The 26736-nt window shown below is 58.7% G+C and carries 29 protein-coding genes and 3 pseudogenes; 16 read left to right on the top strand and 16 right to left on the bottom strand.

Annotated elements, in window-relative coordinates; translation table 11 throughout:
* Nucleotides 1-193 precede the first annotated feature (193 nt).
* Entirely contained in the window at nucleotides 194-1633 is a 1440-nt protein-coding gene (locus QTL95_RS17995) for a DNA cytosine methyltransferase (RefSeq protein ID WP_289721284.1), read from the bottom strand.
* A 326-nt stretch (nucleotides 1634-1959) separates the two neighbouring features.
* Between QTL95_RS17995 and QTL95_RS17990 the strand changes: the two genes are divergently transcribed.
* The 5 genes from QTL95_RS17990 (at nucleotide 1960) to QTL95_RS17970 (ending at nucleotide 4842) form a co-directional block, all read left to right on the top strand.
* Entirely contained in the window at nucleotides 1960-2172 is a 213-nt protein-coding gene (locus QTL95_RS17990) for a hypothetical protein (protein ID WP_289721516.1), read from the top strand.
* Between the two features lie 200 nt (nucleotides 2173-2372).
* Nucleotides 2373-2684, top strand: a complete 312-nt coding sequence (locus tag QTL95_RS17985) for a PepSY domain-containing protein (protein ID WP_289721283.1) — start codon at nucleotides 2373-2375, stop codon at nucleotides 2682-2684.
* Between the two features lie 22 nt (nucleotides 2685-2706).
* Nucleotides 2707-3321 (top strand): general stress protein, encoded by a 615-nt coding sequence (locus tag QTL95_RS17980; protein ID WP_289721282.1) that lies wholly within the window; start codon nucleotides 2707-2709, stop codon nucleotides 3319-3321.
* Between the two features lie 116 nt (nucleotides 3322-3437).
* Nucleotides 3438-4394 (top strand): SDR family oxidoreductase, encoded by a 957-nt coding sequence (locus QTL95_RS17975; protein WP_289721281.1) that lies wholly within the window; start codon nucleotides 3438-3440, stop codon nucleotides 4392-4394.
* Between the two features lie 85 nt (nucleotides 4395-4479).
* Nucleotides 4480-4842 (top strand): hypothetical protein, encoded by a 363-nt coding sequence (locus QTL95_RS17970; RefSeq protein WP_289721280.1) that lies wholly within the window; start codon nucleotides 4480-4482, stop codon nucleotides 4840-4842.
* A 627-nt stretch (nucleotides 4843-5469) separates the two neighbouring features.
* Here the strand turns inward: QTL95_RS17970 and QTL95_RS17965 are convergent.
* The 3 genes from QTL95_RS17965 to QTL95_RS17955 form a co-directional block, all read right to left on the bottom strand.
* Nucleotides 5470-5703 carry a hypothetical protein gene (locus tag QTL95_RS17965; RefSeq protein ID WP_289721279.1) on the bottom strand — a complete coding sequence of 78 codons (234 nt, stop codon included), beginning with the start codon at nucleotides 5701-5703 and terminating at the stop codon, nucleotides 5470-5472.
* Nucleotides 5704-5838: 135 nt separating this feature from the next.
* The gene (locus QTL95_RS17960) at nucleotides 5839-8139 is read right to left on the bottom strand and encodes an FdhF/YdeP family oxidoreductase (protein ID WP_289721278.1); all 2301 of its coding nucleotides are present in this window, start codon (nucleotides 8137-8139) and stop codon (nucleotides 5839-5841) included.
* Nucleotides 8140-8215: 76 nt separating this feature from the next.
* Complete coding sequence (locus tag QTL95_RS17955) at nucleotides 8216-9289, bottom strand: catalase family protein (protein WP_289721277.1); 1074 nt, start codon at nucleotides 9287-9289, stop codon at nucleotides 8216-8218.
* Between the two features lie 199 nt (nucleotides 9290-9488).
* Here QTL95_RS17955 and QTL95_RS17950 point away from each other — a divergent pair, with 199 nt between their 5' ends.
* From QTL95_RS17950 to QTL95_RS17920, 6 genes are all read left to right on the top strand, one after another.
* Nucleotides 9489-10538 carry an alpha/beta hydrolase gene (locus tag QTL95_RS17950; protein ID WP_289721276.1) on the top strand — a complete coding sequence of 350 codons (1050 nt, stop codon included), beginning with the start codon at nucleotides 9489-9491 and terminating at the stop codon, nucleotides 10536-10538.
* Between the two features lie 10 nt (nucleotides 10539-10548).
* Entirely contained in the window at nucleotides 10549-11076 is a 528-nt protein-coding gene (locus QTL95_RS17945) for a DUF4142 domain-containing protein (protein WP_289721275.1), read from the top strand.
* Between the two features lie 168 nt (nucleotides 11077-11244).
* Nucleotides 11245-12120, top strand: a complete 876-nt coding sequence (locus tag QTL95_RS17940; RefSeq protein WP_289721274.1) for an SDR family oxidoreductase — start codon at nucleotides 11245-11247, stop codon at nucleotides 12118-12120.
* Nucleotides 12121-12165: 45 nt separating this feature from the next.
* On the top strand, nucleotides 12166-13329 hold the full coding sequence (locus tag QTL95_RS17935; RefSeq protein ID WP_289721273.1) for a zinc-dependent alcohol dehydrogenase: 1164 nt from the start codon (nucleotides 12166-12168) through the stop codon (nucleotides 13327-13329).
* Nucleotides 13330-13418: 89 nt separating this feature from the next.
* Nucleotides 13419-14054 carry a glutathione S-transferase family protein gene (locus tag QTL95_RS17930; protein ID WP_289721272.1) on the top strand — a complete coding sequence of 212 codons (636 nt, stop codon included), beginning with the start codon at nucleotides 13419-13421 and terminating at the stop codon, nucleotides 14052-14054.
* 862 nt (nucleotides 14055-14916) lie between these two features.
* Complete coding sequence (locus QTL95_RS17920) at nucleotides 14917-15201, top strand: hypothetical protein (protein WP_289721271.1); 285 nt, start codon at nucleotides 14917-14919, stop codon at nucleotides 15199-15201.
* 51 nt (nucleotides 15202-15252) lie between these two features.
* Here QTL95_RS17920 and QTL95_RS17915 read toward each other — a convergent pair whose 3' ends face one another.
* From QTL95_RS17915 to QTL95_RS17900, 4 genes are read right to left on the bottom strand one after another with little or no spacing between them, the layout of a single operon-like run.
* On the bottom strand, nucleotides 15253-15813 hold the full coding sequence (locus tag QTL95_RS17915; RefSeq protein WP_289721270.1) for a transcriptional regulator: 561 nt from the start codon (nucleotides 15811-15813) through the stop codon (nucleotides 15253-15255).
* A gap of 11 nt (nucleotides 15814-15824) precedes the next feature.
* Nucleotides 15825-16064 carry a hypothetical protein gene (locus QTL95_RS17910; protein ID WP_289721269.1) on the bottom strand — a complete coding sequence of 80 codons (240 nt, stop codon included), beginning with the start codon at nucleotides 16062-16064 and terminating at the stop codon, nucleotides 15825-15827.
* 58 nt (nucleotides 16065-16122) lie between these two features.
* A complete protein-coding gene (locus tag QTL95_RS17905; protein WP_289721268.1) occupies nucleotides 16123-16293 on the bottom strand; it encodes a hypothetical protein in 171 nt (56 codons plus the stop codon).
* 5 nt (nucleotides 16294-16298) lie between these two features.
* The gene (locus QTL95_RS17900) at nucleotides 16299-16529 is read right to left on the bottom strand and encodes a hypothetical protein (RefSeq protein ID WP_289721267.1); all 231 of its coding nucleotides are present in this window, start codon (nucleotides 16527-16529) and stop codon (nucleotides 16299-16301) included.
* Nucleotides 16530-16669: 140 nt separating this feature from the next.
* Here QTL95_RS17900 and QTL95_RS17895 point away from each other — a divergent pair, with 140 nt between their 5' ends.
* Complete coding sequence (locus tag QTL95_RS17895) at nucleotides 16670-16972, top strand: hypothetical protein (RefSeq protein ID WP_289721266.1); 303 nt, start codon at nucleotides 16670-16672, stop codon at nucleotides 16970-16972.
* Nucleotides 16973-17063: 91 nt separating this feature from the next.
* Here QTL95_RS17895 and QTL95_RS17890 read toward each other — a convergent pair whose 3' ends face one another.
* Complete coding sequence (locus QTL95_RS17890; protein WP_289721265.1) at nucleotides 17064-17438, bottom strand: GFA family protein; 375 nt, start codon at nucleotides 17436-17438, stop codon at nucleotides 17064-17066.
* On the bottom strand, nucleotides 17435-17695 hold the full coding sequence (locus QTL95_RS17885) for a hypothetical protein (protein ID WP_289721264.1): 261 nt from the start codon (nucleotides 17693-17695) through the stop codon (nucleotides 17435-17437). Before QTL95_RS17885 ends, QTL95_RS17890 begins: the two co-directional genes overlap by 4 nt.
* A gap of 155 nt (nucleotides 17696-17850) precedes the next feature.
* Between QTL95_RS17885 and QTL95_RS17880 the strand changes: the two are divergent.
* The 3 genes and pseudogenes from QTL95_RS17880 to QTL95_RS17870 all read left to right on the top strand — a co-directional run.
* Nucleotides 17851-18217 (top strand): annotated as a pseudogene (locus tag QTL95_RS17880) (NADPH-dependent oxidoreductase); the annotation flags it as partial.
* 67 nt (nucleotides 18218-18284) lie between these two features.
* Nucleotides 18285-18470: a DUF3008 family protein gene (locus QTL95_RS17875; RefSeq protein WP_289721263.1), complete on the top strand. Its 186-nt coding sequence runs from the start codon at nucleotides 18285-18287 to the stop codon at nucleotides 18468-18470.
* A complete protein-coding gene (locus QTL95_RS17870; protein ID WP_289721262.1) occupies nucleotides 18470-19366 on the top strand; it encodes an alpha/beta fold hydrolase in 897 nt (298 codons plus the stop codon). Before QTL95_RS17875 ends, QTL95_RS17870 begins: the two co-directional genes overlap by 1 nt.
* A gap of 76 nt (nucleotides 19367-19442) precedes the next feature.
* Here QTL95_RS17870 and QTL95_RS17865 read toward each other — a convergent pair.
* From QTL95_RS17865 to QTL95_RS17850, 4 genes and pseudogenes are all read right to left on the bottom strand, one after another.
* Nucleotides 19443-20542: pseudogene (locus QTL95_RS17865) on the bottom strand (flavodoxin family protein).
* Nucleotides 20543-20583: 41 nt separating this feature from the next.
* Nucleotides 20584-20925 carry an alpha/beta fold hydrolase gene (locus QTL95_RS17860; RefSeq protein WP_289721261.1) on the bottom strand — a complete coding sequence of 114 codons (342 nt, stop codon included), beginning with the start codon at nucleotides 20923-20925 and terminating at the stop codon, nucleotides 20584-20586.
* Between the two features lie 353 nt (nucleotides 20926-21278).
* Complete coding sequence (locus tag QTL95_RS17855) at nucleotides 21279-21575, bottom strand: PRC-barrel domain-containing protein (RefSeq protein ID WP_289721260.1); 297 nt, start codon at nucleotides 21573-21575, stop codon at nucleotides 21279-21281.
* Nucleotides 21576-21634: 59 nt separating this feature from the next.
* Nucleotides 21635-22164 (bottom strand): annotated as a pseudogene (locus QTL95_RS17850) (DUF4142 domain-containing protein).
* A gap of 173 nt (nucleotides 22165-22337) precedes the next feature.
* Between QTL95_RS17850 and QTL95_RS17845 the strand changes: the two are divergent.
* The gene (locus QTL95_RS17845) at nucleotides 22338-22904 is read left to right on the top strand and encodes an NUDIX hydrolase (protein ID WP_289721259.1); all 567 of its coding nucleotides are present in this window, start codon (nucleotides 22338-22340) and stop codon (nucleotides 22902-22904) included.
* Nucleotides 22905-23215: 311 nt separating this feature from the next.
* On the opposite strand, the gene QTL95_RS17840 is transcribed toward QTL95_RS17845, so the two are convergent.
* Together QTL95_RS17840 and treZ are read right to left on the bottom strand one after the other, a co-directional pair.
* Nucleotides 23216-24211: a helix-turn-helix domain-containing protein gene (locus tag QTL95_RS17840; RefSeq protein ID WP_289721258.1), complete on the bottom strand. Its 996-nt coding sequence runs from the start codon at nucleotides 24209-24211 to the stop codon at nucleotides 23216-23218.
* Between the two features lie 492 nt (nucleotides 24212-24703).
* Complete coding sequence (gene treZ, locus QTL95_RS17835; protein ID WP_289721257.1) at nucleotides 24704-26683, bottom strand: malto-oligosyltrehalose trehalohydrolase; 1980 nt, start codon at nucleotides 26681-26683, stop codon at nucleotides 24704-24706.
* Nucleotides 26684-26736 lie beyond the last annotated feature (53 nt).

The raw sequence follows: 26736 nt of genomic DNA, 5'->3' as shown, positions 1-26736 counted from the left end.
GAATGATCCTGTCCGTATCTTCGTCAACTAGATAAATACAATCCATCATTCGCATAGGCGATCTCCTCTCTGATTGAACAAGCGTGACCTGGGATCGGGAGGAGCGCAAGCACTTTGACATCCAATGCACTACCCGATATCTCCTCGGCCTCATCGAACCGGAAGCTTCCCTTCTTGATGAACGAAACATGCTCTAGGCGACCTGAATATTCGGTTTCGCAAGATCGCTTCCAGGTGCCAATGGAGGCGCGGGCACAATCTTCCTTCTCGGCTTCACGATGTCATGGTCGAGCAGCGGCGTCCGCATCACAGCGTCGACGTCGAACTCCAGACCTTCGAGAGCAGTGAAGAGACCGAGTCCGACGGCTCTCGCTGCATTTGGCGGGAATCCATTCGCAATCTGCTGATCACGATGGCTCAATCCGCCTTCGAAAAGCCAACTATCGGGAAAACCCTGAATCCTTGCACGCATCCTCTCCGTGAGCGCAGGCATGAAGCCCGGCACCGTCGCCTCTTTCGAGGTGGGAGCGCGCGCGGGCCTTCGGCTAATGTTGATCTCCACATCTTCCCAAGCGGCGGCAGAATTGCGAGGAGCCGTTCCGCTGTATCCAACCAAGGTAGGGGTCACTGCGCCGCGATCGATCTTGTCGCCTCGTAGGGTGTGTGTATGCCGACGACGATCCGCCCACTGGACGGCCCCGTCCCAACCGTTCTCCTGCAAGAGATCCTGCAGTGCGCTGCCGATGTCGAGGCGGAAGTTTTCCGGCGCGCGGGGAAGGGCGAAGAGCCGTGAGGTCTGATCCTTGCGGATGCCGACGATGATCACTCGCACGCGCCTCTGCGGCACACCCCAGTCCTGGGCATCGATCTGTACGAGTTGGACGTCGTAACCAACTCTTCGGAACAGCCTGATCAGGACGTTGCGATACCTCGTGTGCGTCACCTGTGCGAACCCGGACACGTTCTCGAACGCGAAGGCTCTGGGCTTCATCCGCTGGACAGCGCGCACACCAGCTAGGAAGAGTTCACGGTCGTCGTCCTTACCTTTTCGGCTTCCATGAATGCTGTACGGCTGGCAGGGAAGACCTCCAACTACAACATCAACGCCCTGATATGGCGAGAAATCTACTTTCCGGATGTCGGCCTCAATAACATTGAGACCGGGAACGTTTCGGCGAAGAGTGGCCGCAGCCTTCGGATCGACTTCGATGGCGGCCAGATGTTCGAAACCGGCCGCGTGCATTCCGATCAGCATGCCGCCGGCACCCGCGCACAACTCGACCGCAGTCAAGCGACGGGGCACCATCGTCGCCAGGTCCGTCCTCTTGGGGAGGGGCCGCGACATCGACGATCGGCTGACGTGACCGGAAAGAACGAAGAGCGCCTTGAACAGTCCAAACGAGTCTCTTTCCCTTCCATTGTCGAGCGTCCAGCCGCGACCCCGGCCAAAATGACCATTGGAAATGCGGACTAACGCCTCCCGAGCTTGGCCGAGACGTCGGGCAGGATCATCGTGATCTAGGCTTTCCCATTTCTCCGGACCTGGTTGATCGCTTCCGAAGAGTCTGTCGAATTTAACGAGGAGTGTTCTGCACTCGGCCGAAAGTTCCCGTTCGCGGGCGACGCGCTCCACGCGTTTCGGTGTCGCGTCCAGATCCAGTCAAAGCCATGAAGAGGAACGAAGACGACACCGTCACAGCCTACGAGCGAGCATCGCGGCATGAGGATGCAATTCCCGAAACGAAGGCTTTTTCATGAAGGCACACCAGGATGAAGAACGACATCAGGCTTGGATGAGCACTACTGCCGACACGTTGTCCTAATGTCAAAGAAGCGCGGACATCATTACAGAGCCCGCGCCTCCACACCATCTAAGGTGAGCCACTCCAATCATTGTGCAAGCATCACGACATCGTTCGGCGCGAGGGTTTCACCAATTCCCATGAGAGGATCGCATTTGTGGGCGTCTCGCAGGACGCAATCGTCGCGCTGGATGCAGTCGCGTCAGGACGCTGGAAGGTCGGCCCACTCGTTTCATCTGCGGGACTTCTCCCTCCCCGGACTGTATCATCGGAAAGTGAAGACACGCCAGTTCTCCTGCTTCACGGACACGACTATCCTGCCGCTGCGTCGACCTTGGCCGCGGCCCCAGCTTGGGGCGGCCGGCTTTAATGTGGAGCTGAAAGTCGAACCTGGAGTTGGACACACGATTTTGACCGCCGGGGCGCAAAAGGCGCTCTACTTTCTGCAGTCGGCTTTTTTGTAGGCGAAATCCAACGAGGAGGAGTGGCAACGCGAGGGACCGCAAATAAATCATTGGAACTTATAGCTTTTACGTGTGTTTACTATCTGTCCAACAGGAGGAACGACCTATGAAGAAAATCACGTTTGCCGCCGCCAGTTTGCTCCTCGTTGCCACTGGCGCATTCGCACAGAGCGAAACGCCGAGCACCTCGCAGACCACGCCGGCTGTCAACACCGAACACAATGCAGGGGCGCCGGTCGCAGGCAAGAACAGCTTTACCGAGGACCAAGCGAAGTCCCGCATCGAAGAAGCCGGTTACAAGGACGTGGTCGGTCTGAAGCTTGATGACCAGGGCGTATGGCGGGCGACCGCTTCCAAGGATGGCAAGTCTGCAAACGTCTCGCTGGACTTCCAAGGCAACGTGACGCCCGCAAAATAAATACGATAACGGAGGAATTCCCATGAAAACCACAATCACAGGACTCTACGACAGTTACCACGACGCAAAGGCGGCGGTGAAGGCGCTGGAAGATGCAGGCGTATCGTCGGGCGATATCAGTATCGTTACGAATAAGGCCAACGGCGACACCGATGTCGAAGGGCAAGGCAACAAGGCTGGTGAGGGTGCCGGCGCAGGTGCTGGTATCGGCGCGGTTGCGGGCGGCGCAGGTGGCCTTCTGACCGGCCTTGGAATGCTAGCTATCCCCGGAGTGGGTCCTGTCGTCGCGGCCGGCTGGCTCGCGGCGGCGGCGGCCGGAGCGGTTGCCGGTGCTGTTGCTGGCGGCGCAGTGGGCGGTATCGTCGGGGCGATGATCGAGTCCGGCGTGCCGGAGGAAGACGCTAATTTCTACGCGGAGAGCGTTCGTCGCGGCGGTTCCGTCGTGACCGCGCGTGTAGAAGACGACCGCCGCGCGTCTGCTGAAGCGATCCTGAACAATTCGCCACGTGTTGACGTCGCCGCTCGTCGTGCAAGCTACACCGAGCAAGGTTGGACCCGTTTCGACGAAACTGCAGACCCCTACACGTCGGAACAGATCGCGGCGGAACGCGACCGATATCGCGTCAATCGTCTGTAATCCGGTCTAGCAAATCGTAAGAAAGCCCCGCAGTAGCTGCGGGGCTTTTTTGATTGGTTCGTGGGCACCTTTTGCCCCGTCTAGCGTTGTCTATTCAACGTCGAGAGGAGACTCCAATGTCAGCGAAATCCACCGTCGCGAAGCAACGCGATATTCAATGTCAGGTCGCGCGTGCCGACGCCAAGTCGAAATCGAAGCCAAGTGGCGCGATGCAGGCCGGGGCACGGAACTATCCCGAACCGCCATTTCCCAAAGTTCATCAGGATAAGCCCGGCTCCGAGCCTGATCTTCCGCTTACTCCGATGTACGACGCGCCATTTTATAAGGGGTCGGAGAAGCTCAAAGATAAGGTCGCACTCATCACCGGTGGAGATTCCGGTATTGGTCGATCAGTGGCCATCCTATTCGCACGCGAGGGAGCCGACGTCGCGATCGTTCACCTCGATGAAGATCGGGATGCTGCCGACACTAAAGCGGCGATAGAAAAGGAAGGCCGCGACTGCCTGGTTATCAAGGGTGATGTCAAAGACCCCAACTTCTGCCGTGAGGCTGTCGCCAAGACCGCCGAGCAATTCTCTCGTCTCGACATTCTGGTCAACAATGCCGCCTTCCAGGTTCATACTGCTGATATCCAGGAAATGACCGACGAGCATTTTGACGAAACGGTGAAGACCAATCTCTACGGCTATTTCTACATGGCCAAGGCGGCGATTCCTCACTTATCCAACGGGTCGGCGATCATCAACACCGGTTCAGTGACTGGGTTGGAAGGCTCCAAAGAGCTTCTCGACTACTCGATGACGAAGGGTGGCATCCATGCATTCACAAAGGCTCTGTCCAGCCAGCTCGTTCCAAAGGGCATCCGCGTCAACGCCGTCGCGCCCGGTCCGGTCTGGACGCCGTTGAATCCCTCGGACAAGCAAGCGGAGGACGTTGCAAAGTTCGGCAGCAAGACCCCAATGAAACGGGCCGCCCAGCCCGAGGAGATCGCGCCCGCCTATGTCTTTCTCGCGTCGCCCCAAATGTCGAGCTACATCACCGGCGAAATCCTTCCGATCGTGGGCGGCTACTGACAAGTCCGGAAGACCGGATTCGTCAGCGATGATTTCGAAATGACTCACGGGCGTAACGTAAATCTGTATTTTGGGGAGACCGATCATGGTTACGAAGATCAACGACACCGGATCGCAAAAAGTCACGGAGACCGCTACCGAGGCACGCCAGGGCAGTTACGGGAAGCCCGTACTCATGGTCCTTATCTGCGGTCTGCTACTAGCGCTGCTCGCGTGGGGTGGTGTCGAAATGTGGGGGGAGAGCATCGATCGGGACGCTAAACCATCGGCTTCCACGAAAGCCGATCCCATCAACGCTCAGCCTTCCGGCGAAGGTACGTTCGACAATAACGCAGCCGATGGCAGCAGTCCTCCGCCTCAAGCTACGGACCGCTCTCCCACCCCTAGCGGCAGTGGCAGTGGTCCGACGCAGGTCACGACACCCTCGGGGACCGAGAAAACTGAGTAAGGAAAGATTTTCCCGGCAAGAGCGAGAGGGGCGCGTATCTGTGCGCGCCCTTCTCGCTGTCGGCCAACGCCTTGCGGAGCGTGGCTGACGGTACGCCGCCCAGACGCGAAGCTTACCGAGTTCCTGGACGTACTCGACAGGCCCCGTCTCTTTTCCAGTCCCACTTTCACCGATGGCACGAGATTTCAGGGGGTAACTGCACATCCGTTGAGAAATCAACCAACGCAATTCGGATCGCGCGCCATACAGACGCCCGGAACTCGGTTTCAGGGTTGCTATCGGGACCCATCAGGTTGAAAACGACCGCACTCAGTGTAGGAGTAAGAAAAAACTTCGTCGTCGGTGCGGTCTTTCGTTGCATTAGCAATCGCAAAGCCGAACTCGCCCTCTTCCCATCCGGCATCTACCGCCGGGGCGATCAGCTCTGCCTGCCCCTTCGCGTCGGATGCCTTCGTAGCGCCGAGCCGAACGCTGGTTGTCGTCCTTCGGCCCACTATTCAACGACGAAGGTCAAAAGAAGACGTCCGCGGCCCACAGGCCGCCGTCAACCGTCGCCGTGGATTGAACGACAGGCTGCTGGCGCTTTTCTAGCCGGCGATCCGCGACAGTTCGTTCCCGGCGTGGAACTCACAGCTTCACTCGAGGCTCGTCGCCTTCCTCGACAATCGATGGAAGGAATGACTGAATCTCTGCGCGTTCTCTCGCGGGTAGCGAAGCAATATTCGTTTGCCACAACGCTTCAGCTTCCGGCGTGTCCTTGTCCCAAGACCTTGTCGACGCTTTGTTGTCATCAAATGCCGCCAAGCGGCATCCGGCGAGATTTCTGTACTCGTCGGCAATCTGTTTAGCTCGGCTGTCCATTGTACAATCCTTGCTCTGGCTCATCCTATGGGCACAAGTTCGCACGCTTTATGAACTCCGTGTTCCCCAACCGAGAGGCGTTGTGTCTGCCAAGAAAGGCTGAACGCGCAAACGAGTTCCTTGTTCTCCTGCCTCTCAATCCGCCAAGCTCATATCCGCCCCGGCCTCTACACGAACGGGAATTGCCTTCGATGCTGGCGTCTTGGACAGCTCGTCGTGGTGGTCGATCGCGTTCAGGACGTTACACTCGGGGTAGTAGGCAGCAATCGTACCTCGAGGGAGGTCGTGCTTGCATACCCTCAAACCGGCGAGCTGCCGCCGCTTGCCGTCTTCGAAGTCGCTGACCAGCGCCACGCTTTGCCCCTGTATCAATCCTGCCGCTCGGATGTCGTCCTCGCACATCAACACGACGTCGCGAGTGCCTTCGATTCCGCGAAAACGATCGGAGTAGCCATAAATGGTTGTGTTGAACTGATCGTTGGAGCGAATGGTGATAAGCCGGAATCGGCCGTCCGCGTCCGCAAAGGACAGGGCGTTGAGCTGGCCGGGGGTCGAGAACAATGCCTTCTTCTCGGGTGTCTTCCACTCGCGCTCGTGCGCGCCGTTGCCGCGATAGAAGCCGCCCGGCTGGAACATGCGGGAATTGTAGTCCTTGAAGTCCTTTGGATAGCTGTACTCGATCAGCTCACGGACAAGACTATAGTCACCGGTCCAATCGTCCCACTTCAGCTTCGGGTTCGGGGCAAGAGTTGCCTTAGCGATACCCGCCACGATCGCCAATTCGCTCTTCAATGTCTTCGATGCCGGCGTGCGCTTGCCGACAGATCCGCTGATGTGAGAGAAGCTGTCTTCGGTGGTAACAGCCTGGTTGCCGGTCGCCTGCGTGTCGATCTCGGTTCTCGACAGGCAGGGCAAAATATATGAGACCTTCGCTGGAAACAGGTGGCTTCTGTTGAGCTTGGTAGACACCATCACCGCAAGCTCTTGCTCGGCCCAGACGCGTTCCATCTCCTTCTGATCGGGCACCGCGCGGACTAGATTGCCGCCAAGGCTGATGAACGCTTTGATGCTTCCGTTCATCAGTCCTTTGACCGCGTCGACGATCGTCGTGCCGTCCTTGGTCGGTGGGTCGAAATCGAAGAGTTCCTTCAGCTTGTCCATCGGAATAAGCTTGGTCTTCTCGGCGATACCGACGGTGCGTTGTCCCTGTACGTTGGAGTGACCGCGAACCGGACAGCAGCCGGCGCCTTCGCGCCCGATGTTTCCGCGCAACATGAGGAGGTTGACGACCATGGCGACGTTGAGAGCGCCCTGGCTGTGCTGGGTGAGGCCCATGCCGTAGACGCCGATGACATTTTTCGCGCCGATATAGAGATCGCCGGAGAGACGCAGGTCGGCCTCCTTCAGCCCGCTCTCCCGTTCAATGTCGGTCCACGGCGTGGCTCGAACCATGTCGACGAAGGCGTCGAATCCTACTGTGTGCTCGGCGATGAAGGCGACGTCGAGAACGCGTTCGCGATCAGCGGCGATAGCCAGATCGTCGGCCTCGACGACATGCTTGCAGATGCCGAGGATGGCGGCGATGTCGCCGCCCGCCTTCACCTGATGGTACTGGTCGGAAATCTGCGTCTCGTGACCCGTAAGCATGTCCACCGGGCTCTGGGGGTTGACGAAGGAGATCAACCCCTGCTCGAGGATCGGGTTGAACGTGACGATCCGAGCGCCGCGCTTCTTGGCCTCTTGAAGGGGATGCAGGAAACGCGGGCTGTTGGAGCCTGGGTTCTGGCCAAAAAAGAAAAACGCGTCGGCCTTTTCCAGATCTTTCCAAATGACAGTGCCCACCGGCGAACCGATGACCTTCATGAGGCCGACCGAGGTCGTCTCGTGGCACATATTCGAGCTTTGCGGGAGATTGTTGTTTCCATAGAGCCGGGCGAGGAGAGCGTAGAGATAGGAGGCTTCAAGCCCTGCGTGGCCCGACGAATAGAAGACGACGCTTTCCTTCTCCAGCCGTTGTAGAATCTTCGCGATACCTGCGAAGGCTTCGTCCCACGTGACCTCGACGTAGCGGTCAGTGCCCGCGTCATAGCAGAGCGGGTGGGTCAGTCTTCCGGTCATTTCAAGATCGTGATCTTTCCAGTCGCGAAGTTCCGATACCGTGTGCTCGTTCCAGAAATCCGGTGTGCAGCGATGCGACGTCAATTCCCACAAGGTTGCTTTCGCGCCGTTCTCGCAGAACTCAAAGGGGTGATAGTTGACCGGCTTCGGCCAGGCGCAGGAGACGCACATAAATCCGCCCGGCTTGTTCTGGTGGGCGAGAGTGTCAAGTGCTGCCGGCGTCGGCCAGCTCTCGCCGTAGACACTGGCAATGCCCTTCAGCGATCCCCAGCCACCGGAGGGACCCTCTGCGTCAGGGTTTGGAATGGCATCAGTCATCGCATTGGTCCTTGATAGAACTGGAATCAGAAAAGCAGCGCCTGCGTGCGCGCCGCCCTCAGAACGGTTTCGATTTTCACGATGTCGGTTCGTGGATCGGACAGCGGTTGAAGCTCTCGCGGAATCTGGCGGAGTGCTCATAGGTCGCCTTACGGGCGCGATTGATATTGCCGAGGGGCTCGTGGGCGGCGATGCCCGTCCACACGCTGAAGCGCATTTCTTCGTCGACTTTCTGGACCTTGTCCGCAGACCAGCTATCCTGAGGTGCCGCGCGCAGGATGGCCACCGGCACGAATGGCGCGTCCTCTTCGTCCCATTGCGTGGTGGGATCCTCGACTGGTTGCTTTTCCAGATCGCGACAGAGCTGGACGCAGAATTCCCACTCGCCGGTCAGGTGTCGCATCTCGGCCTGGACGGTTTCGCGGATCGCATCCGGTTGATCCTTGGTGTCGATCGCCTTGCCGGTCAGCTCCGTAAGGTCTTTCGAAACCGGCCGGACGCTGAACTTGGCGATGTAGTCGCCATAGCGAAATGGGGTCACGCTGTAATAGGTCTCACCCAGAGGATCGGAATCCGGCGCGCCACCCAGCGACTGTACCGTCGAGCTGGAAATCCCGACCGCCTGCAACGCGGTGTTGACGCCTTGAAGAACGTCGGACAGCACTTCCTTCGTGTCTTCCATTCGGTCGGTCGTCTTTGCCAGCATTTTCAGGCTACCGAGAAACTTTTTCGAGGTCTTCGCCTGAAACACTGGTCCGTTGACCATGACAAAATCTTGCGTGTCGCCGGATGCGTCAGGCAGCCGCTCGCCATCCACGCCGACAACCTTGATCGCCAGCCCGCGCGGGAGCGAGATCGCGTCCGGAAGGATGTCGCCGGCATTCGTCGAAATGCGCATGTAGGTCTTGTAGTCGCCGGGCTGCGCGAAGAGGCCCTGCGCGAGTTCCGGCGATAGGCCGCCGTTCACGGTCAAGGTTCCTTCAAGGACTCCGTGGGCCTTGGCGTGGACCGAGCGCACCGCGTGGCCATAGTCTTCCGCTGTCTTCTTCAGGATGACGTCAAACGTGTCGTTGAGTTCGGCGACGGTCTTCTGCTCATTGTCTTCGAAGCATTCGACCTGCGGGGTATAGAGGATTGGCGGGTTCAACATGCGGCGCTCCTTACTGGTAGGAGACAACTAAAGGTCCAAAAGCAGTCGAAGTTCCAACAACCCCCTTTCGTCGTTTGAGAACGAGCAGCGCTATGGAGCGGGTAATGGGACGAGGCCGCAGCCTGTCTTTGTTTGAATTCAGCGGGAACAACGAGCATCGGTGCAGGTTTGCTCTGCGTCTTCCAACGGGAAATGTCCTATGACCCTCCAAAACTTCGCCAAGGCGGCGCTACTATCCAGCGCGCTCCTAACGGTTTCCGTTCCTCTTTATGCTCAGGACGCACCGAAACCTGCTCCCGAAATGCAAGAGGTGCTCGACAAGCTGGCTGCCCTTGGCTCCAAGCCGTTCTCGACGCTGACCGTCCCGGATGCGCGTACGCAGGCGACCCCCGCCGACGCCGCGCACGCCGTCCAATGGGACAAGCGCATTTCCTCCAATCCCGAAGCGCAGGTGACCACCAAGGACATCGCGATCCCGTCGAAGGACGGTGGCCTTGCCGCTCGCGTCTACGTTCCAGGCGGGGAAGGACCGTTCCCGGTGGTGGTTTATTACCACGGTGGCGGATGGGTCGTCGCCGACGTCAACGTCTATGACGGCGCGCCCCGTGCGCTTTCGCTGGGCGCAAACGCGATCGTCGTCTCAGTGGAATATCGCCATGCTCCCGAACACAAGTTTCCGGCCGCGCATGACGACGCCTGGACCGCCTACAAATGGGTCGTCGAGAATATTCATGAACTGAACGGCAACGCCGACAAGATCGCCGTCGCCGGCGAAAGTGCTGGCGGCAACCTCGCTGCCAACGTCGCGCTGATGGCGAAGGAGATGAAGGCCAAGCAGCCGGTCCACCAGCTTCTCGTCTATCCGGTTGCGGGCAACGACATGAACACGGCGTCCTACAAGGAAAACGCCGATGCCAAGCCGCTCGGGAAGGCCGACATGGAGTGGTTCGTCAAGAACACCGTCTCATCGATGGATGATGCCAAGGATCCGCGCATCAACCTCAACGGGCGTTCGGACCTTGCCGGCGTCGCGCCGGCGACCGTCATCCTGGCACAGATCGATCCGCTGCGGTCGGACGGCGAGACGTACGCTGCCAAGCTTAAAGACGCCGGGGTCACTGTCGATCTGAAGACCTACGACGGCGTAACACACGAGTTCTTCGGCATGGGCAAGGTCGTCCCGCAAGCCAAGGAAGCTCTCGATCTTGCGGTATCGGATCTGACCGCCGCGTTCAGCAAAGCCAAGTAAGGATATCGACATGAACAGACTGATTTCCGCAACGCTCGTGTCGATCTCATTGCTGACGCCGGCGGCGACAATGGCCGCGATGCCGAAAAGTGCCGATACGGCAGCCGCCCCGATCAGCGTTGACAAGGCTTCGTTCGTCAAGGTCGTCACCAGCGCCAACGCCTTCGAAATCGAATCCAGCAAGCTCGCCGAGAAGAAGGCAAAGGATGCTGACGTCAAGGAGTTTGCCAAGCACATGGTCGCCGATCATACCAAGGCGGCCGAAGGCCTAAAAAAGGCCGCCAAGCTCGGGGACGAGCCGCCGATGCTCGCGCCGAAACATGCGGCAATGCTCGAAACCCTGAAGGGCGCATCGGAACAGGACTTCCAGGCGCTTTACATCGAAATGCAGACCGTGGCGCACATGGAGGCGGTGACGCTGTTTGCGACCTACGCGAAGGGCGGAGATGATGCAGCCGTCAAGGCGTTCGCGGCAGAAACGCTGCCGAAGCTTGAAATGCACAAGATGCACGTCATGAAGCTCGTGGCCGCGCACTAAACTTTCCAGACCGCGGGCGGCAACCCGTCGTCCGAGGTCTGTATGGGGAAAACAATGAAGAGCGCTCTCCATTTGACACGCCGGTCAGCTCTCGCGGCGACAACGGCAAGCTTTGCCACAATCGCCTTTCCAGCGCTTTCGCAAACCCAGTCGAAGGAACCAGTATCCATGGAAGACCCGACCATGAAGTATCCGAAACCGCCTTTCGAGCGACAGTCACAGCCGTTTCCGGGCCTCGCCGGCAAGATGGACCCAAAACCCGATCACGGCGAGACAAGCTATAAAGGCTCCGGCAGGCTCGCGGGTCGCAAAGCGCTGATAACCGGCGGCGATTCCGGCATGGGCCGGGCGGCTGCGATCGCATATGCACGCGAGGGCGCGGATGTCGCCATCAACTATCTTCCCGACGAGGAGCCCGACGCCAAGGAGGTGATCGCGCTGATCGAAAAAGAAGGACGCAAAGGCGTGGCATTGCCCGGCGACCTTCGTGATCAGGCCTTCTGCGAGACACTTGTAGAGGACGCGGTCAAGGCCCTTGGCGGTCTCGACATCCTCGTCAACAACGCCGGACGCCAGCAGCAGGCGCAGTCCATCGACGATATCACCTACGAGGCTTTTGATGCGACGATGAAGACCAACATCTACGCGATGTTCCTTCTGACCAAGGCTGCACTCAAGCATATGAAGCCAGGCTCCAGCATCATCCAGACGACGTCGGAACAGGCCTACGATCCGTCAGAAAATCTCGTCGATTACGCGATCACCAAAGCGGCGGCGATGAGTTTCACCAAGTCCATGGCCAAGCAGCTCGGCCCGAAAGGCATTCGCGTCAACGGCGTCGCGCCCGGTCCGATCTGGACGCCGCTTCAGGTCAGCGGCGGCGCGACGATGGAGAAGCTGGAGACGTTCGGCGGCGACACGCCGATGGGTCGGCCGGGTCAACCGGCCGAACTGGCGTCCATCTACGTCCAGCTCGCCGATAACGGTGCGAGCTACTCGACCGGGCAGGTTTACGGCGCCGCTGGCGGCGGCGGTCAGCCGTAACGAGCGCAATTTCGACAACCCAACACACCCCACGAGGAGACCGACATGAAAGCACTCACCTGGCACGGTAGCGGCGACATCCGTTGCGAAGAGGTCGACGATCCGATCATCCAGAACGATCGCGATGCGATCATCAAGGTGACGAGCTGCGCGATCTGCGGATCAGACCTGCACCTCTATGGCGGCTTCGTTCCCGGCATGCATGCGGGCGACGTGATGGGCCACGAGACGATGGGCGAGGTCGTTGAACTGGGGCGTGGCGTCTCCAATCTCAAGATCGGCGACCGGGTCGTCGTGCCGTTCACCATCTCTTGCGGCGAGTGCTCGATGTGCCAGCGCAGCCTGTTTTCGCTATGCCAGCGCTCGAACCCTTCGGGCGCAAAACAGGCCGAGCAGATCGGTTATCCAACGGCCGGGCTGTTCGGCTATTCCGACATGTACGGCCAGTTCCCTGGCGGCCAGGCGCAGTACCTCCGCGTCCCCTTCGCCGACGTCGGCCCGATCAAGGTGCCGGATGGCCTGAGCGACGAGGAGGTCCTGTTTCTTTCTGACATCTTCCCGACCGGCTACATGGCCGCGGAAAACTGCGACATCAAGCAGGGGCAAACAGTCGCCGTATTCGGATGTGGTCCCGTCGGTTTGTTTGCGATCAAGTCCGCTTTCCTTCTCGGCGCAGAACGCGTCATCGCGATCGACACGGTACCGGAACGCCTGGCACTGGCACGCCAGGCAGGCGCCGAGACCCTCGACTATACCGACGAGGATCTCCAGAAGAAGATCGTCGAGACGACGCAAGGGCAGGGGCCCGATGCCGTCATCGAGGCAGTCGGGATGGAGAGCCACGGCGCCGGCGGCGTGATGGAAAGCCTGCAGACGAAGTTGACGTCGACGGAGCGACCTTATGCGTTAAGCCAGGCCATTCTCGCCTGCCGCCCAGGCGGTACGGTGTCGCTGCCAGGTGTCTTCGTCGGACCGGCGGTGCCCGCACCGCTCGGAGCTTTCGTCGGCAAGGGCCTGACGCTGAAGACCGGCCAGACCCACGTTCAACGCTACCTCGAACCTCTCATGAAGCTGATCGTTGAAGGCAAGATCGATCCTTCCTTCCTGATCACCCATCGTATTGGGCTGGAAGACGGCCCGGACGCTTACAAGACCTTTCGTGACAAGGAAGACGGTTGCATCAAGGTAGTCATCCATCCGAATGGCTAGATTGCCCAACTCCCCTGAACAACCATGGGAGGCTGCCGCTCGTTGGCGGCCTCCAGACGTCTTAATTTCAAGCAAGGAACCAACCGTCCGTGATCATCGTGCATCACCTGAACAACAGTCGCTCGCAACGCATACTTTGGATGCTGGAAGAACTGGGTTTCGAATATGATATCCGTTTCTACAAGCGCAATGCGGACATGTCCGCGCCCGCGGAGATGCGGCGGATCCATCCTCTCGGGAAGTCGCCGATTCTGGAAGATCAGGATGAAACCGGCGGTCGCATTGTCCTCGTCGAGACGGGCGCAATTTGCGAGTATCTAGTCGACAAGGCAGGCGGGAGAATGGGTCCGACGGGTTCGACGGGCCGACCACTCTACCGGCAATTCGTTCACTACGCGGAGGGATCGGTGATGCCCGTGCTGTTCGCGGCCCTGGTCGTGTCGAAAGTGCCGTTACTCGGCGCGTTCGCGGCACGAAAAGTCAGATCTATGATCGACGTGCATCTCGACTTTATTGAGTCCGAGCTTGCGTCACGGCCATGGTTTGCGGGAGACGAAATAAGCGCCGCCGACGTCATGATGAGCTTCCCGCTCGAGGCGGCAAAGGCGCAATCCGGTCTCGGAGAGAACCGTCCTGCGACAATAGCGTGGCTCGATCGGATCCACGCCCGCCTCGCATACAGAAAGGCCTTGGAAAAGGGTGGCCACTACTCATTTGCTAAGTAATCGCGCTAGCTAGCTATTGCTTTTCGCGCGGCAGCTCCAGGTCGGATCCCGCAGCCACGTGCTTGCCGGCGCGCCTTGCCAGGACCGTTTCCCTGTGCGTCAGCGCGGCGTTTCGCACCTCGCCCTGAAAAGCGGCGTCCTTGTCATAGGCTGGCCGCTGCGTTCCGTCAGGAGAGCGGATCGGGTGGCAACGGCCACGATCTTTCGATCGCGACAAAGGACCCGGCACGCCCGGTGAGAAAGTTTCAAGCGTTATCACGCGTCGTCTTCACGATGGCTATTCTACGGGAACCGCTACTGCCTACAGGGGTTTAGTCTAACGAAGGACAACCACGGAGAAGACAAACGTCTTGATTGTCGAAGACCAGCCTTTGGTCGCTCTTAACCTCCAGGACACTGTGGAGGAACTCGGTCACAATACCATCGGCATCGCTAGCAATATGTATCAGGCGCTCTTGCTCTCGAGGGACGCTGACATAGCCTTCGTCGACGTCAACCTCGAGGACGGGCCAACGGGTCCGATCATCGGTCGCAGCTTGGCGGAGGCAAACGTTCGGTCCTGTTATGACGAGCGACCCCGGTGCCATACGAGGTGGGGTCGATGGTTCCTTGGGAGTGATCCAGAAGCCAGTTCTCGACCTTGAGCTCGTAGAAGCGATACAGTACGTCGCTGACAGAAGGGCGGGGAAGGCGAACATCCCACCGCCGCAGTGCTTCACCGAATTCGACACGGTAGCGAACTAGGCCCTGATACGAGCAGTGTGACGGAACCCGCATTCTGCACATAACAGCGAGCGTCCCAGTCGCCCACGCCTATGCCTTCGCACATCGGCGCCAAAATTTCCCGAAGTGGGCGGCAGGGATGTCAAGCTCGCCACACCAGACGGCCAGTGTCTGGGTGGCCGCAACCCCGGCGGGCGAAGCAATCGTCCGGTTCAGCGATGCGAATGACTTCGGCGTCCTCGACCACTGTGTGAAGCTGGAAGGAAAGGCAGCCTTGCGCATGATCGCCAACGGAAAGCAAACTGAGATCGAACTCGTGTTGTTTCGTCTTCCGGAAATGAGCGACGAAGATTTCGACCGGGATGCCGGGATGGTAGAGAGAGATCTAAGCAAGCTGAAAAGCCTTCTGGAAAGTCAGCTTTAGGCATTCGGTTTGGTCCACGGGCGCTTGCGCAGTTGGCCGCTTCCGTCCGATTTACACGAGCCGCCTCTGGGCAGCTTCCCGCACGAGCCGTAGGCGTTCGAGTTCGAGCTGCGCATCCGGCAGAGCGCGATGGGCGAGTGAATCGGGCTCCGATCGAGCGATCACCTCGGCAACGAGCGCGGAAATGTCGACGTGCACAGCTCCGACGCCGCCTCGGCTGAAGTTTGGCGACGCGCCAATGATTTGTGACGCGATGTCCTGGAAGAGATCGTCCGACTTGCGAACACGGAGCATGTGTCTTGGAACGCCACCGCCTCTGAGAAGTACGCTGAGCCACTTTCCGTCCCATGAGGGTGAACTGGCATACAGATCGTGCCCAGCCAGCTCCGCCATCATTTCCGTGACGACTAATATGACTGGCGTGCCTTCCTGATCTAGCTGTTGACGAGAAATCCCATGAATCGCTTGCGCGTCTTCGGACCAGTCCGTCCACGTCGGTTCCGGCTTTATCAAAAGGGATCGAGAGCGATCGTCCTCGAAGACCCAGGCTATCTCGATAGGGTAACCGTGCCTGCCGAGCGAGGAGGCTTCGAAGTCGAGGAAAGCGTTCATGGCTGCGGATTCTAATCGAAGTCGCCCGTTTTCCCAACACGGAACACGACAATCGGGTCGCCTTCCTCTCCGACAGAAGGCTTTCCTTCCCGGCGCACGACCAAGACCCCCGCGTGGCGGGCGGCCGCACCCTTCGCCTCTTCGATGGCATCCGCTTCAGTCCCGGCGACTGTTTCCCATGCTTGGACTGCATCGCCGCGCTCGTAGAGGTCGTAGGCGAAAATGCTGATGGAGGTGAACGTGCCGGGCATCAGTTTCTACAGTGTTGCGGCGTGGTGAGGTCATGGAAGCTACTGCACGTGCTATCCATCATTCGGACGTCGCCGGTATCGGAATGCGCTCGTCATCGTCCGCTCCATCCGATTTGGCGTCGCTTGAGCGTGGAGAGCGGGCTTCTTTGTCGTCGGGCGAGGGTGTTGGCGATATCTGATCGTCGGCCTGCAGTTCGTCGGTGTTTGTGTATCCCTTGCGATCATCCATCGAGGTCACTTCCTGTTCGCTGTCTGAGGAGCCGGATTATGGTCTCTGGCGTCGGCCCTGCCTGTCTTGGGATCGGCATCGGTCACGCCTTCGCCGGCTTCCCTGCTATTGCCCATGTTGACGGGCGGCGCGCGGCGGTCGTCAAGATTGGTTTCGGGAAGCTCGTCGTCTTGCGTGTCTTTATTCAGGGACTTGGGCGGAAGCTTTGCTGAGCTTGGAATAGAATTCGTCGTCATAGTGATCCTCCTTATTAGGGAAGAACTCGCAGATGACGGCGCGGTTCCCGCAATCGTTCGTTGTGATGCTGCCATCGTTTCTCGCGATCAACAAGGCATCACGCCTTGGCGTGGTTCTCAATGACATAAGGAGTTTCGAAGTGTTGAAGACTACGTTTGCCAGCACTGTTGCCTTGCTCTCGCTCAGCCAGTTTGCCAGCGCGTCCAGCGACAGCGCGTGGAGCGCGCTGTCTGCGAAGGCCAACGGCACTTGCATCGGTCAATCGCGAATGGTGTCACCGGAAGCGACCGCGCCTGTCGTCTTCGACGATGCAACGGGCAAGATCGCTATCCTTCTGCGCGAAAAGAGTGCGAAGTCGAAAAAGCTCGTGAACCTGATCTGCCTGTACGACAAGAAGTCCGGCCAGGCGTCGATTGCCGAGTACCAGTGGCTTGGCCAGTAAGGGAGGCCTTGACGAGGGGAAACCCTAGTCATCCCTCGTGTTGCATTTTCCGATGACCGTCATTTCGAGGCGCTGGTTTGGGCGAGCGGCGTCAGGTCCGGTCTTCGTCGAACTGTTGGGCGCCCTCGATGGGCGCCAGCCATTTCTCCCGGCGCTTAACCCAAAGTTCGTAAGTCGGAGCGAGAGACGTAGGCGCCTCGGTGAGAATACCTAGCTTGATCTCCGCCTCGTCAGCGTTCGCCGAGAACATCCTGGAACCGCAGTTCGGACAAAACCTCCGCCCCTCGAACTCGCCGGTCTCCCCCTTGAACTCGAATCCGGCTGCGGGCCAGACTGCAAAAAACGTGAATGCGGATCCACTCTCTTGTCGGCAATCGGTACAGTGACAGATACCAATCCTGACCGGGGAGCCGCGAACGGCAATCCTCACGCTTCCGCACTTGCAAGCACCGGTCAGCGTCGTCATTTCGGAGCCCCCGTACCGTCGTCCACGACTTCGGTATCCGGTCGATCGCCGCCGTCGACAAGCTCGCTCTGCCAGCGACCGTCCGGGAGCTGATACGATATCTCGGCGTTGCTGCCCTCTAGGTGTTGTCGCTGGGCCGCGGACTTCGCCGCCGATAGGGCAGCATCGTGATCCGTGAATGTCTCCGACCACACGTCTCCCAGCCTGTAGCCGTAACCGCCTTCGTGCGCGCCGACATGATAAGTAAGTTTCGTCATCACCGTTTCCTCCCTTGAACCGAAGTAGCTAGGGCGAGGGCATGCACCTTCCAGTTCGCTGCAATGAAGAAACTCCGGTTGAGTATGCTTTGTCGAAAGGGAAAACGGATGGAGATCCGCCGTGCATAAGTCGATAGTAAGTTCCGCGCCAACCTACCCATATGAAGCTCGGATTCCCGCCAAGCCTGAACAATGGCTTGGAACGGATGGACGCCTTCCTCGAGGAAACGGACGAGGAGGGTCGGATAGTCTCCTACGGGACGGTTGCAGCGTTAGCGGTCGTCGGAAATGAGGACGGTGCACATCATGTGTCCGCCGAGCTCTATCAGGGGCTGAACGACGTCGGCTTCACGCTTGCCCCGAACGCGTCGCATACTGGGTGGGTGAGGCGATGGGAGCACCAACTTCGTGGATATTCCCGAGGTGCCGGAGGCCGTTTTGAAGACAGTAGATATGCTTGCGCGGAGCACGGTGCATCTCGCCAAGCTCATTAAGAGTAGGCCGTTTCCGGGTCAGAAATAGCCCGCCTATCGTTCGGAGCGGAACTTAGATCGAGATTGAGGGTTCTTTTGTCGGAAGGAGAACTCCCATGCCAGCGAAATCCAAAGCACAACAGAAGGCAGCCGGCGCGGCGCTGTCGGCGAAGCGCGGCGACACACCCAAGAGCAAGCTAAGGGGTGCGTCGAAGCAGATGGTCGATTCCATGACCGAAAAAGAACTTGACGAGATGGCTTCGACGAAAAGCAAGGGCAAGCCGAAGCACGTTTCACACTGATGGACGTCATTGTCAGCCCGACAAATGGGCATGGCTTTTCCGCTTTCACTGTTGACCTAATCGAGGTTGCGGCCGGGCAGCTTCGAGTTCGTCACGGTGGCCGCGGGCTACCGATTCTACTTCTTCACGGCCATCCACGAACCCATATGACCTGGGGACGCGTCGCCGATCTCCTTTCGACGTCCTTCACCGTCGTCTGTCCCGACCTTCCGGGCTTCGGACGCTCATATATCCCCGTCGACGCGCCAGACAGCAGGCATTCCTCAAAACGCGCAAAAGCGGCGGTTCTTATCGAGTTGATGGAATACCTCGGGCACCGAGAATTCGCAGTCGTGGGGCACGACCGTGGAAGTCTCACAGCCTTCCGGATGGCGATGGACTGCCCCGACAAGATAACGCGGCTGATCACCGTTGACGGCATTCCGGTCCTTGAACATCTCGAGCGCGCCGACTGGAAATTCGCGAGGGACTGGTACCATTGGTTCTTTTTCGCTCAGCCGGAAAAACCGGAACGGGCGATCCTTGCAGATCCGTGCGGGTGGTATTCAGCATTGTCTCCCCGTCTCATGGGCGCAGCGGCTTACGACGACATGCTTGATGTCATCCATAGTCCCGACGCGATCCACGGCATGATGGAGGACTACCGTGCTGGCATCCGCATCGATCATCTACACGACCTGGCTGACCGGGAAAGTGGGAGGCGGGTCGAATGCCCGATGCTCTGCCTGTGGTCTACGCGGGACGATTTGGAAAAAATCTACGGCGATCCTATCGCGATCTGGCGCAACTGGGCAACGAGCGTTCGCGGCTTTGGCATTGAAAGCGGTCACCACATCGCCGAGGAGAATCCGGAAGCTCTCGGCAAGGCTATACTCGACTTCCTTTCACGCTCATAGTTCAGTGAACGTGCACGATCGATCCGGCTTGGTCCGCCGCCGTTTTCCCGGCGCGTTTAAGCCGGCTTCAATGCGGTCACTTCTCCCTTGCGGGTTTGAGGTAGAAACCTGCCGCGACCTGCCTGCCGTTTCGCGTTGCGACCGCGGCTTTATAGAGGGTAGGGGCGGCGACCTTCACTTCGCCCTGAAACCCCTCATCCTTCTCGTATGCAACATGGTTCGTGGCGTAGGGCTCCCAGTACCCGATGTAGCGGTCGACTTTCGCCAGCGCCCCGGCCGGGACGAGATCCATCGACTTCAGCCAGTCCGATACCGAGCGCCGATTGTTTTCCGCGCCTTCTGTGTCGCCATGGACGATCACCGAAAACAGACGACCTTAAGGTGACGCAGGTAGTCCCACCCCTTCATCTCGATCTCCTTGGCTTCTTTGGCGCGCTTTCCATGCGTGGCCGTGGGATCTGAATTGCCACCGTCGGCGCAGACGAGGCGATCGATCATCAGCTTCAGCGGTGACGATGTCTGGTACCAGTTTACCGGCGTCGCAATCATGATTGCGTGCGCCTCGACCCACCACGGATAAATGCCGTTCATCCAGTCGTGGATCTGCCCCACGAATAGTTCGGGTAGCAGGAACACGGCCAGTGACAGAGCGCGGCCGGCGTCGAAAAGCAAGCTTTGCACGGATGGATCTGGCGACCCAATTCCGAGGAGATCCGGCTGAGATCGAGGATTTCCAGCTTGGCCTGTGGGTCCTCCTCAATTACGGCCTTCGCCATCTCGACCATGCGATAGCTTTTGGCGATCTCAACAGGACAGGTATGCTTGCTCCGTGACGATCCATTGATAAGCAGGAACCGGATAGGACCATCCGGATCGTCGTGTCGGTGTTGAGTGGCTTGGTTTGCGCCGCGTGCGGCTAGCCAGTCGACCGAGAGGTCGTAGTCCGGTTCCTCGAACTCCGCCCGGCCTTTCGGGGGTCTTCGGGCTCTTACGAGAGTGCCCGTAGGCGTCCCACGCGGCTGCCGTGACTTTTACCCGCTCGGCCGACAAGGGCTCGTAGGCCGAGTCTTTGAACTGGTTCATGAAGCGGCGCTTTAACTCCTCTTCGGGCAGACGAGGGCTGGGACTTCCCTTGCGCGGTTCGAGATCGTCGTCGGATGGGGTGGGATTGGGCAAGACGGCTCCGCTGGACGGAGCAGCGAGAACGACGGTAGCGATCACCTGTTCCGTTTCGGCGCCGCCTCGAGGAACGGAGCAAGTTCCCGCGTCACCGTATCCGCATCTTCCCGCTGCTGAAAATGTCCGACGTTCTGAAGAGCGATCCTTTCGAAGGGGCCTGAAAACTTCCGATGCAGATCTTCCGACAGATCGCGCGGATTGACGCCGTCTTCGAGGCCTTGGAAGTAGACCGTGGGGAGCGAGAGGTAGTGCGTTTCCTCGATACGATCTTCCAGCCAGACACTTTTGGGATCGGGTTCTGCTTCGCCCCAGCGCACCTTCGAGCTGTGCAGCGTAACCGCCTCCCAGTTCAGAGTGTTGAAAATTTCGACACGGCGCATGTCGAACTCGCTGCACAAGACGGACACTGGGATCGGCGGCTGAGGCGCCCACCGGGGAAGCTACCGTGTGGTTCAGCGAGCCGAACGGGTTCGGCGTTCTGGACACTGGGTCAAGCTCGAAAGCAAGCCCGATACGTACTTGCCGCTGTCCATGATCGCCAATTGCGCCGGGATCGAGGTCGGACATGCTCTTCCGGCTTCCGGAGATGACCGACGAGGACTTTGAGAGGGATGCTGGAACTTTACGTAAGGTCCGAGTCGGTGAGGCACGACATTCGGGGGAGTGCGTGACTCGCTTCTAATGGAATGACCATCGGAAGCGATGAGGCGGCCTGTTGGCCGCCTGACTTTTCTCAGTCGTGATGCTCCGGCATCTTTTTCAGTTCGTCCTTCGTCCAGCTCGTTACGGCATGGACGTCGCCATCCTCGTCGCGCATGAACTCGAGATCGGTAATCGGTACCGCGACCGGCTTTGCACCGATACCCAGGAAGCCACCGACGTCGATGACGGCCGAGCCGCCGGCGCCTGCGCCATGAATGTGGTCGATCGTGCCGACTTTGTGGTCGTCGGCGCCGTAAATAGTCGCGCCCTCAAGCACGGCCGGGGTCAGTTCGGATGCGGTAAGGCGAACGTGGTTCGTGTGATCCATGGTTCTATTCTCCTCTTTCGATGAAGCGATAGTCTGAATGCGGGCAGATGGCGGGTGTGCTACTTGTTCAAGTCCTTGGCCATCATTAGGTGATGCTCGAGCGCTGGTCTGGTCGTCGCGGCCCATGCTTTCAGATCGGTATTGTCACCGCCGTCGCCGTAGCGCTTGAAGAGATCGACGGCATCTTCATGTACGTCCTACTGGTCGGAATGGTACTGTTTGGTGAAATCGTCCCCCTGCAGTTTGTTCAAATTGTCGAGCATGCTCTGTTGGGAAGAACTCATCGCGGCGGGGATGATGGCCTTCACCTTGCCGGAGGAAACCATCGCCTTGAGTTCGTCGGAGTCTTCGTGTGATCGGTGATCATCTGCTGGGCAAAGGTCTTGGTCGCGTCGTCGGATTTTTCGAGGGCAAGCTTGCTGGATGCGATCTCGAACATATCCGAACTGGCAACTTCGGTGACGAAGTCCTCGGTCTTCGGCGCGACGCCCATGACCGAGTTGACACCGGTCTTCTCCGCTGCTGATTGAGCTAGGACCGGCGAGGCTAGAAAGACGACGAGGCCGGCGAGGGCGATGAACGATTTCATTGAAGTGCTCCTATGGGCGCGTGGGGACCCTCTAAACCTCGGTCGGATGGATTTGTTCCGGCCGATTCCCTCCTTAGTCGGAAATCGAAAGCGCCGTTCCGTTAATCTGCGTTGATCTCGTCGAATTGCTCGACGCCCTAACCTTATCGGCAGCAGGCGCTAGGTTTCAGATCATGCGCCGACCCCTTACTGTGCAGACGCAATTTTCATGCGGAAAGTTCATTGCCGACCATCGCATACCGCCTTACTTCATTGCGATGAGTCAGAAATCATCGATGCGTGCCTTAGTCCACCGAGGCGTACAACACGGCGACAAGATCAAGCAATATGGTGCTCTCTGCGTCCGCGCTACGTCGGTCGGCACACTCGAAGTCCTTCTGATCACCACGCGCCAAACGAAGAGATGGACGATCCCGAAGGGCTGGCCGATCAAAGGATTGGAGCCTCACAAAGTCGCGGAGCAAGAAGCTTGGGAAGAGGCCGGCGTGATCGGCCGTGCGAAGAAACGTGCGTTTGGCAGTTTCACCTACACGAAACGGCTTGCTGGCGGCGCGCTGACGCCTGCACTAGTCGAGGTTCACGTTCTCGACGTCGGGCGCTGTAGACGACGGTTTCCCGAATGGAATGAGAGGACGCTCTTATGGCTTCCTCCTGCCGAGGCCGCTCGCCTGATCGCGGAATTCGAATTACAGCGAATCCTTCGACAGCTTCAAAACATGTCCCGGAGAGCCTCGCCGTAACGTGCTCAATAGCTTCGCCGGCGTTGACGACTTCTCGAGTCTAGCGCCTCTCTCGAGTTGTTCTTCTCGATCGCGGCGCCTGAGCAAGGCTGCCAATCTTTGACCTTTAAAGGATCGACGTGCATAGCGTCGCGCAGTGAAGGGTTCAGGCATCCACGACCCCACCGGTGAACCGGCCCTTCACCAAGTCGCGCAGATCCTGTTGCTTCCTCGAAACACCGTGTCCGTCCCTTCGCTTTCACGTAGGCCGTACCGCTAAAGACGACGCATCTCCCTTTGTGATATACATCCCTCCAACAGAGCGTTCCACGCTAGGCCCTCGGCAACATTCCTTGCGGGAAGCGTCGACCCCTGTTGATCCGAAGCCACCCGGCCTCGCGAGCTTCCTTCGGCGTCATCCCGAATTCGCGACGGAAGGTTCGACTGTACGTCGATGGGTCCATAAAGCCCCATTCTTCGGCAATTAGCGAGATGCAGCGCCTGTCCCTGTTGTCGCTGAGTATTTCCTTGGTGCGCAACAGGCGCTGCCGGCGGATATATGTGGCAATGCCGCCGCTCGACTCAAAAATCCGATAAAGCCTGGTTCGCGAGATGTTCAGGTCGCGACATAGCGTTTCTGGCGTTAGATCGCGCTTGGCGAGCTGCACCGCGATGAGCTTCTTCGCGCGCGCCATGATCACACCGTTGATCGGTGCTTCGGCCTCAACGAGGTGATCTCGCGACGGAGCAAGGCAGGCGGCTAGCAATGTGGTCGTCGCCACAGCAATATGTTGTGCATCTCGCTCCATTCTATTAGGAAGCGATCGATGCAGAAGCTGGAGGTAGTCCACGATCAGGGCCGACATTTCAGGGCGAATGGCAAGGTCGGCAGGTTGCGAGAGAGCGAAATCGCGGGGGAGAAGAAGTGCAAGGGCGCCATCGTCTTCGAATTCTGCCTCGTAAGCCGCGGCAAGACAATGCCAGTGTAATTTTCCGCAGATACTCGGACCGCCATTGGCTGGCTTCGTAAGCGGGACGCTGAGGATCCAGTGGTCGAAAAGGGGATTTTTCTTGTTGGACCATCGACGACGATAACCGGTGCCACGGTAGTCCAGGGCCATCAACGCAAGGCTTCCGAGCCGCCAGATCTGCTGGCGCGCGCGGAAGGAACTAAACTTTTCCCGGAGCAGCGTGACATCCCCGAGATTGGCATTCCATGAGCGATAAAGATCAAATTGGTCCGCGGGCGGCGCGGACAAGGTGTCGATGTCTATAACGCATTTGAGCGGCGCTATGCATTCGTCGTGATCGCTCTTGTTGTTACGCATGGTCTACCTGCTTCTTTTGGAGCGCCGATGATTGTTAGACAGGCTACGCGTGTGGCGTTTGAAAACATTATTGAATGTTCGATAGCAATCAAGATGGACATTCACGACAAACGCGTTTGCCGCGGACAGCGGCCCTTTCCTGGCAGGTAGAAGCGGCAGAAAAGCAGGACGTTCGTACTGAAGGTGGCACCGGAAGATGCGAATCTTCCTGCGACCGCTCGAGACATCGGTCGCTATATTGGCGGGCGGCGGAAGGCGGGAAGCTTGGAGAGCATGGCCCTCCGCCTAGCGTTACGGAAGAACTCGGACTGCATCCGCCACGATGCTATTTAACAATTGTCATCGTTGATTGTTCCGCTTTAGGCTCGCAATGAGGTTTTACAGTAGTTGGAGCCGAGGTCAGTCGGCCGCGCATTTAAAAAAACCCATTTCGTCAACCTATGTTTCGCCAAGCATTTGAGCAATGCGACGTTAGCCAAAGCTAGCTATCGATCACGCGTCGTTGTGTGAAATTGCGTTCTGCCACGCATGCAGGCTGTCCCACTCGGGAATTACGTGACGATCGGCTGGGAGCGGAGCCAGAAGCAGGCTGGTATCAGCGCTGAGCGTCCAGCGTTTTTGAAGATCTGTCGGCCGTCTGCCACTGCCGCCATAAACAATGTCTTCGCTCGACCACAAAGCCGACCATTGACAGCCGGCAGGCGGTGATAGCAAAGGCTCTGCAAGGCTGGTTACTGGAAGATCTGCGCCAAGGTTGACTAACAACAGCCTCTCACCGTGTGGTTGATCTGCAAAAAAGCGGAGGAGGAAGGCCGAACCGTTGAACACGCTGCCGTCCAGCCCGCGATGCACTGATCTGCCGTCGGAGGCGACCGGTTTGATGCCTGAACGCAGGGCCAGCAGATCTTTATGCAATGCCACGACATGAGAATTTAGGTCCCGCTCCGACCAGTCGATCTTTGAGCGCTCGAAGGTCGTGCGCTCAGCAGGGGTAGGCATCCATGCGGCGAAGTCCTTGTTCTTCAGGCTGGGAAACTGCTTCAAGAAGTCGATCCGACCATTGCGGACGATCTCAACCAAGTCGCCCGACTGATCCGCGAAGTAATAGAATGGACTGGACGCGCCGAACTCCTGGCCTTGGAATAACATCGGTGTTTGCGGCCCTAGCAAGAGCAGTGCCGTCAGCGCCCGCACACGAGCGGGCGACGCGAGCTTGTCCATGCGGACACCCGTTCCTGAATTGGCGATTTGATCGTGGTTCTGGAGAAAGTGGACGAAATTGCATGGCGTAAGGTCGAAGCCCGGCTGGCCACGCGGAGCGTCCTGCCAGTCGTAACGCTGGCCCTGAAACAGATATCCGTATTTTGCCGACGACACAAACTCCTGCGCCGGACCCAGATGGTCATGATAGTATGCCTCGTTCCTGCCGGTCAGAGCGACCATTGCCGAGTGGTGGAAATCGTCGTTCCAAAGTGCATCGAGGCCAAAACCGGATTGGTCGAAGCCGCGTACGAGACGTGTTTCCTGAGGCTCGTTCTCTGCGACAAGCAAAATCGACCTTTCGCCCGCCGCGGTGCGCGCCTCTCTCGCGATTTCAGCGATAATGTGTTCGTCACTTTTGTCGAAAAGCGCCTGAGTGGCGTCAAGTCGCAGTCCGTCGAAATGGTATTCGTCGATCCAGTAGGCGGCATTTTTCGCGAAGAATTCGCGCACAGCGGCGCTATTGTCGCCATCGAAATTGATCGAACTACCCCATTCGTTCCAATAGCGATCAGTAAAGTAGTCCGGCGCAAAGTCGCGGAACCGATCGCCTACGCCGAAATGGTTGTAGACCACGTCGAGGATGACGCCGATCCCAAGTTGATGGGCTGTGTCAATGAAGTACCGCAGATCATCTGGCTCGCCGTATAACCGTGTCGGCGCATAGGGCAGGACGCCGTCGTATCCCCAGCCGAAGCTGCCGCAGAACTCGTTTACAGGCATCACCTCAAGGCAGTTAATTCCGATCTCCTTGAGCAAGGGCAGCTTTTCCGCCGCTAACCGGTAGGTTCCCTCGGGTGTGAATGTCCCGATGTGGATCTCGTAAAGTACCTGGCCATCGCGTGTGATGCCCGGCCAATCCCCATCGCTCCATTCGAACCGAGTTGGGTCGATCACCATTGAAAATCCCGATGGTCCTTGCGGCTGGAAGCGTGACGCGGGGTCCGCCAAGGAATCGGAAATGTCTTCCAGCCGAAACCGGTAACGGGCGCCAGCTTCAATTCCGTCCATGTCGAGGCGGAAATAGCCGTGATTTTCCCGGTTCATCGGGTATGCGGGTCCACTTTCGAGCAGAAGCGAAACACTAGTTTGCGAAGGTGCCCACACGCGGAACGACACGGTATTCCCGATGAGCTCCGCCCCTACCGGGTAGCGCCGAACGGCCTTCGATGAATTGATTTGGAGAGGCGGCGTGTAACCGATCATGCTCATGGGTTGTCCTGCGGTCAGAGGGCCACGAGCATAACGACGCACGGATTCTTGCC

This window comes from Rhizobium sp. S152, assembly GCF_030380735.1.
Taxonomy (GTDB): domain Bacteria; phylum Pseudomonadota; class Alphaproteobacteria; order Rhizobiales; family Rhizobiaceae; genus Rhizobium.
The sequence above is the reverse complement of the archived record's forward strand: the minus strand, read 5'-3'. Positions and strand labels throughout refer to the sequence as shown.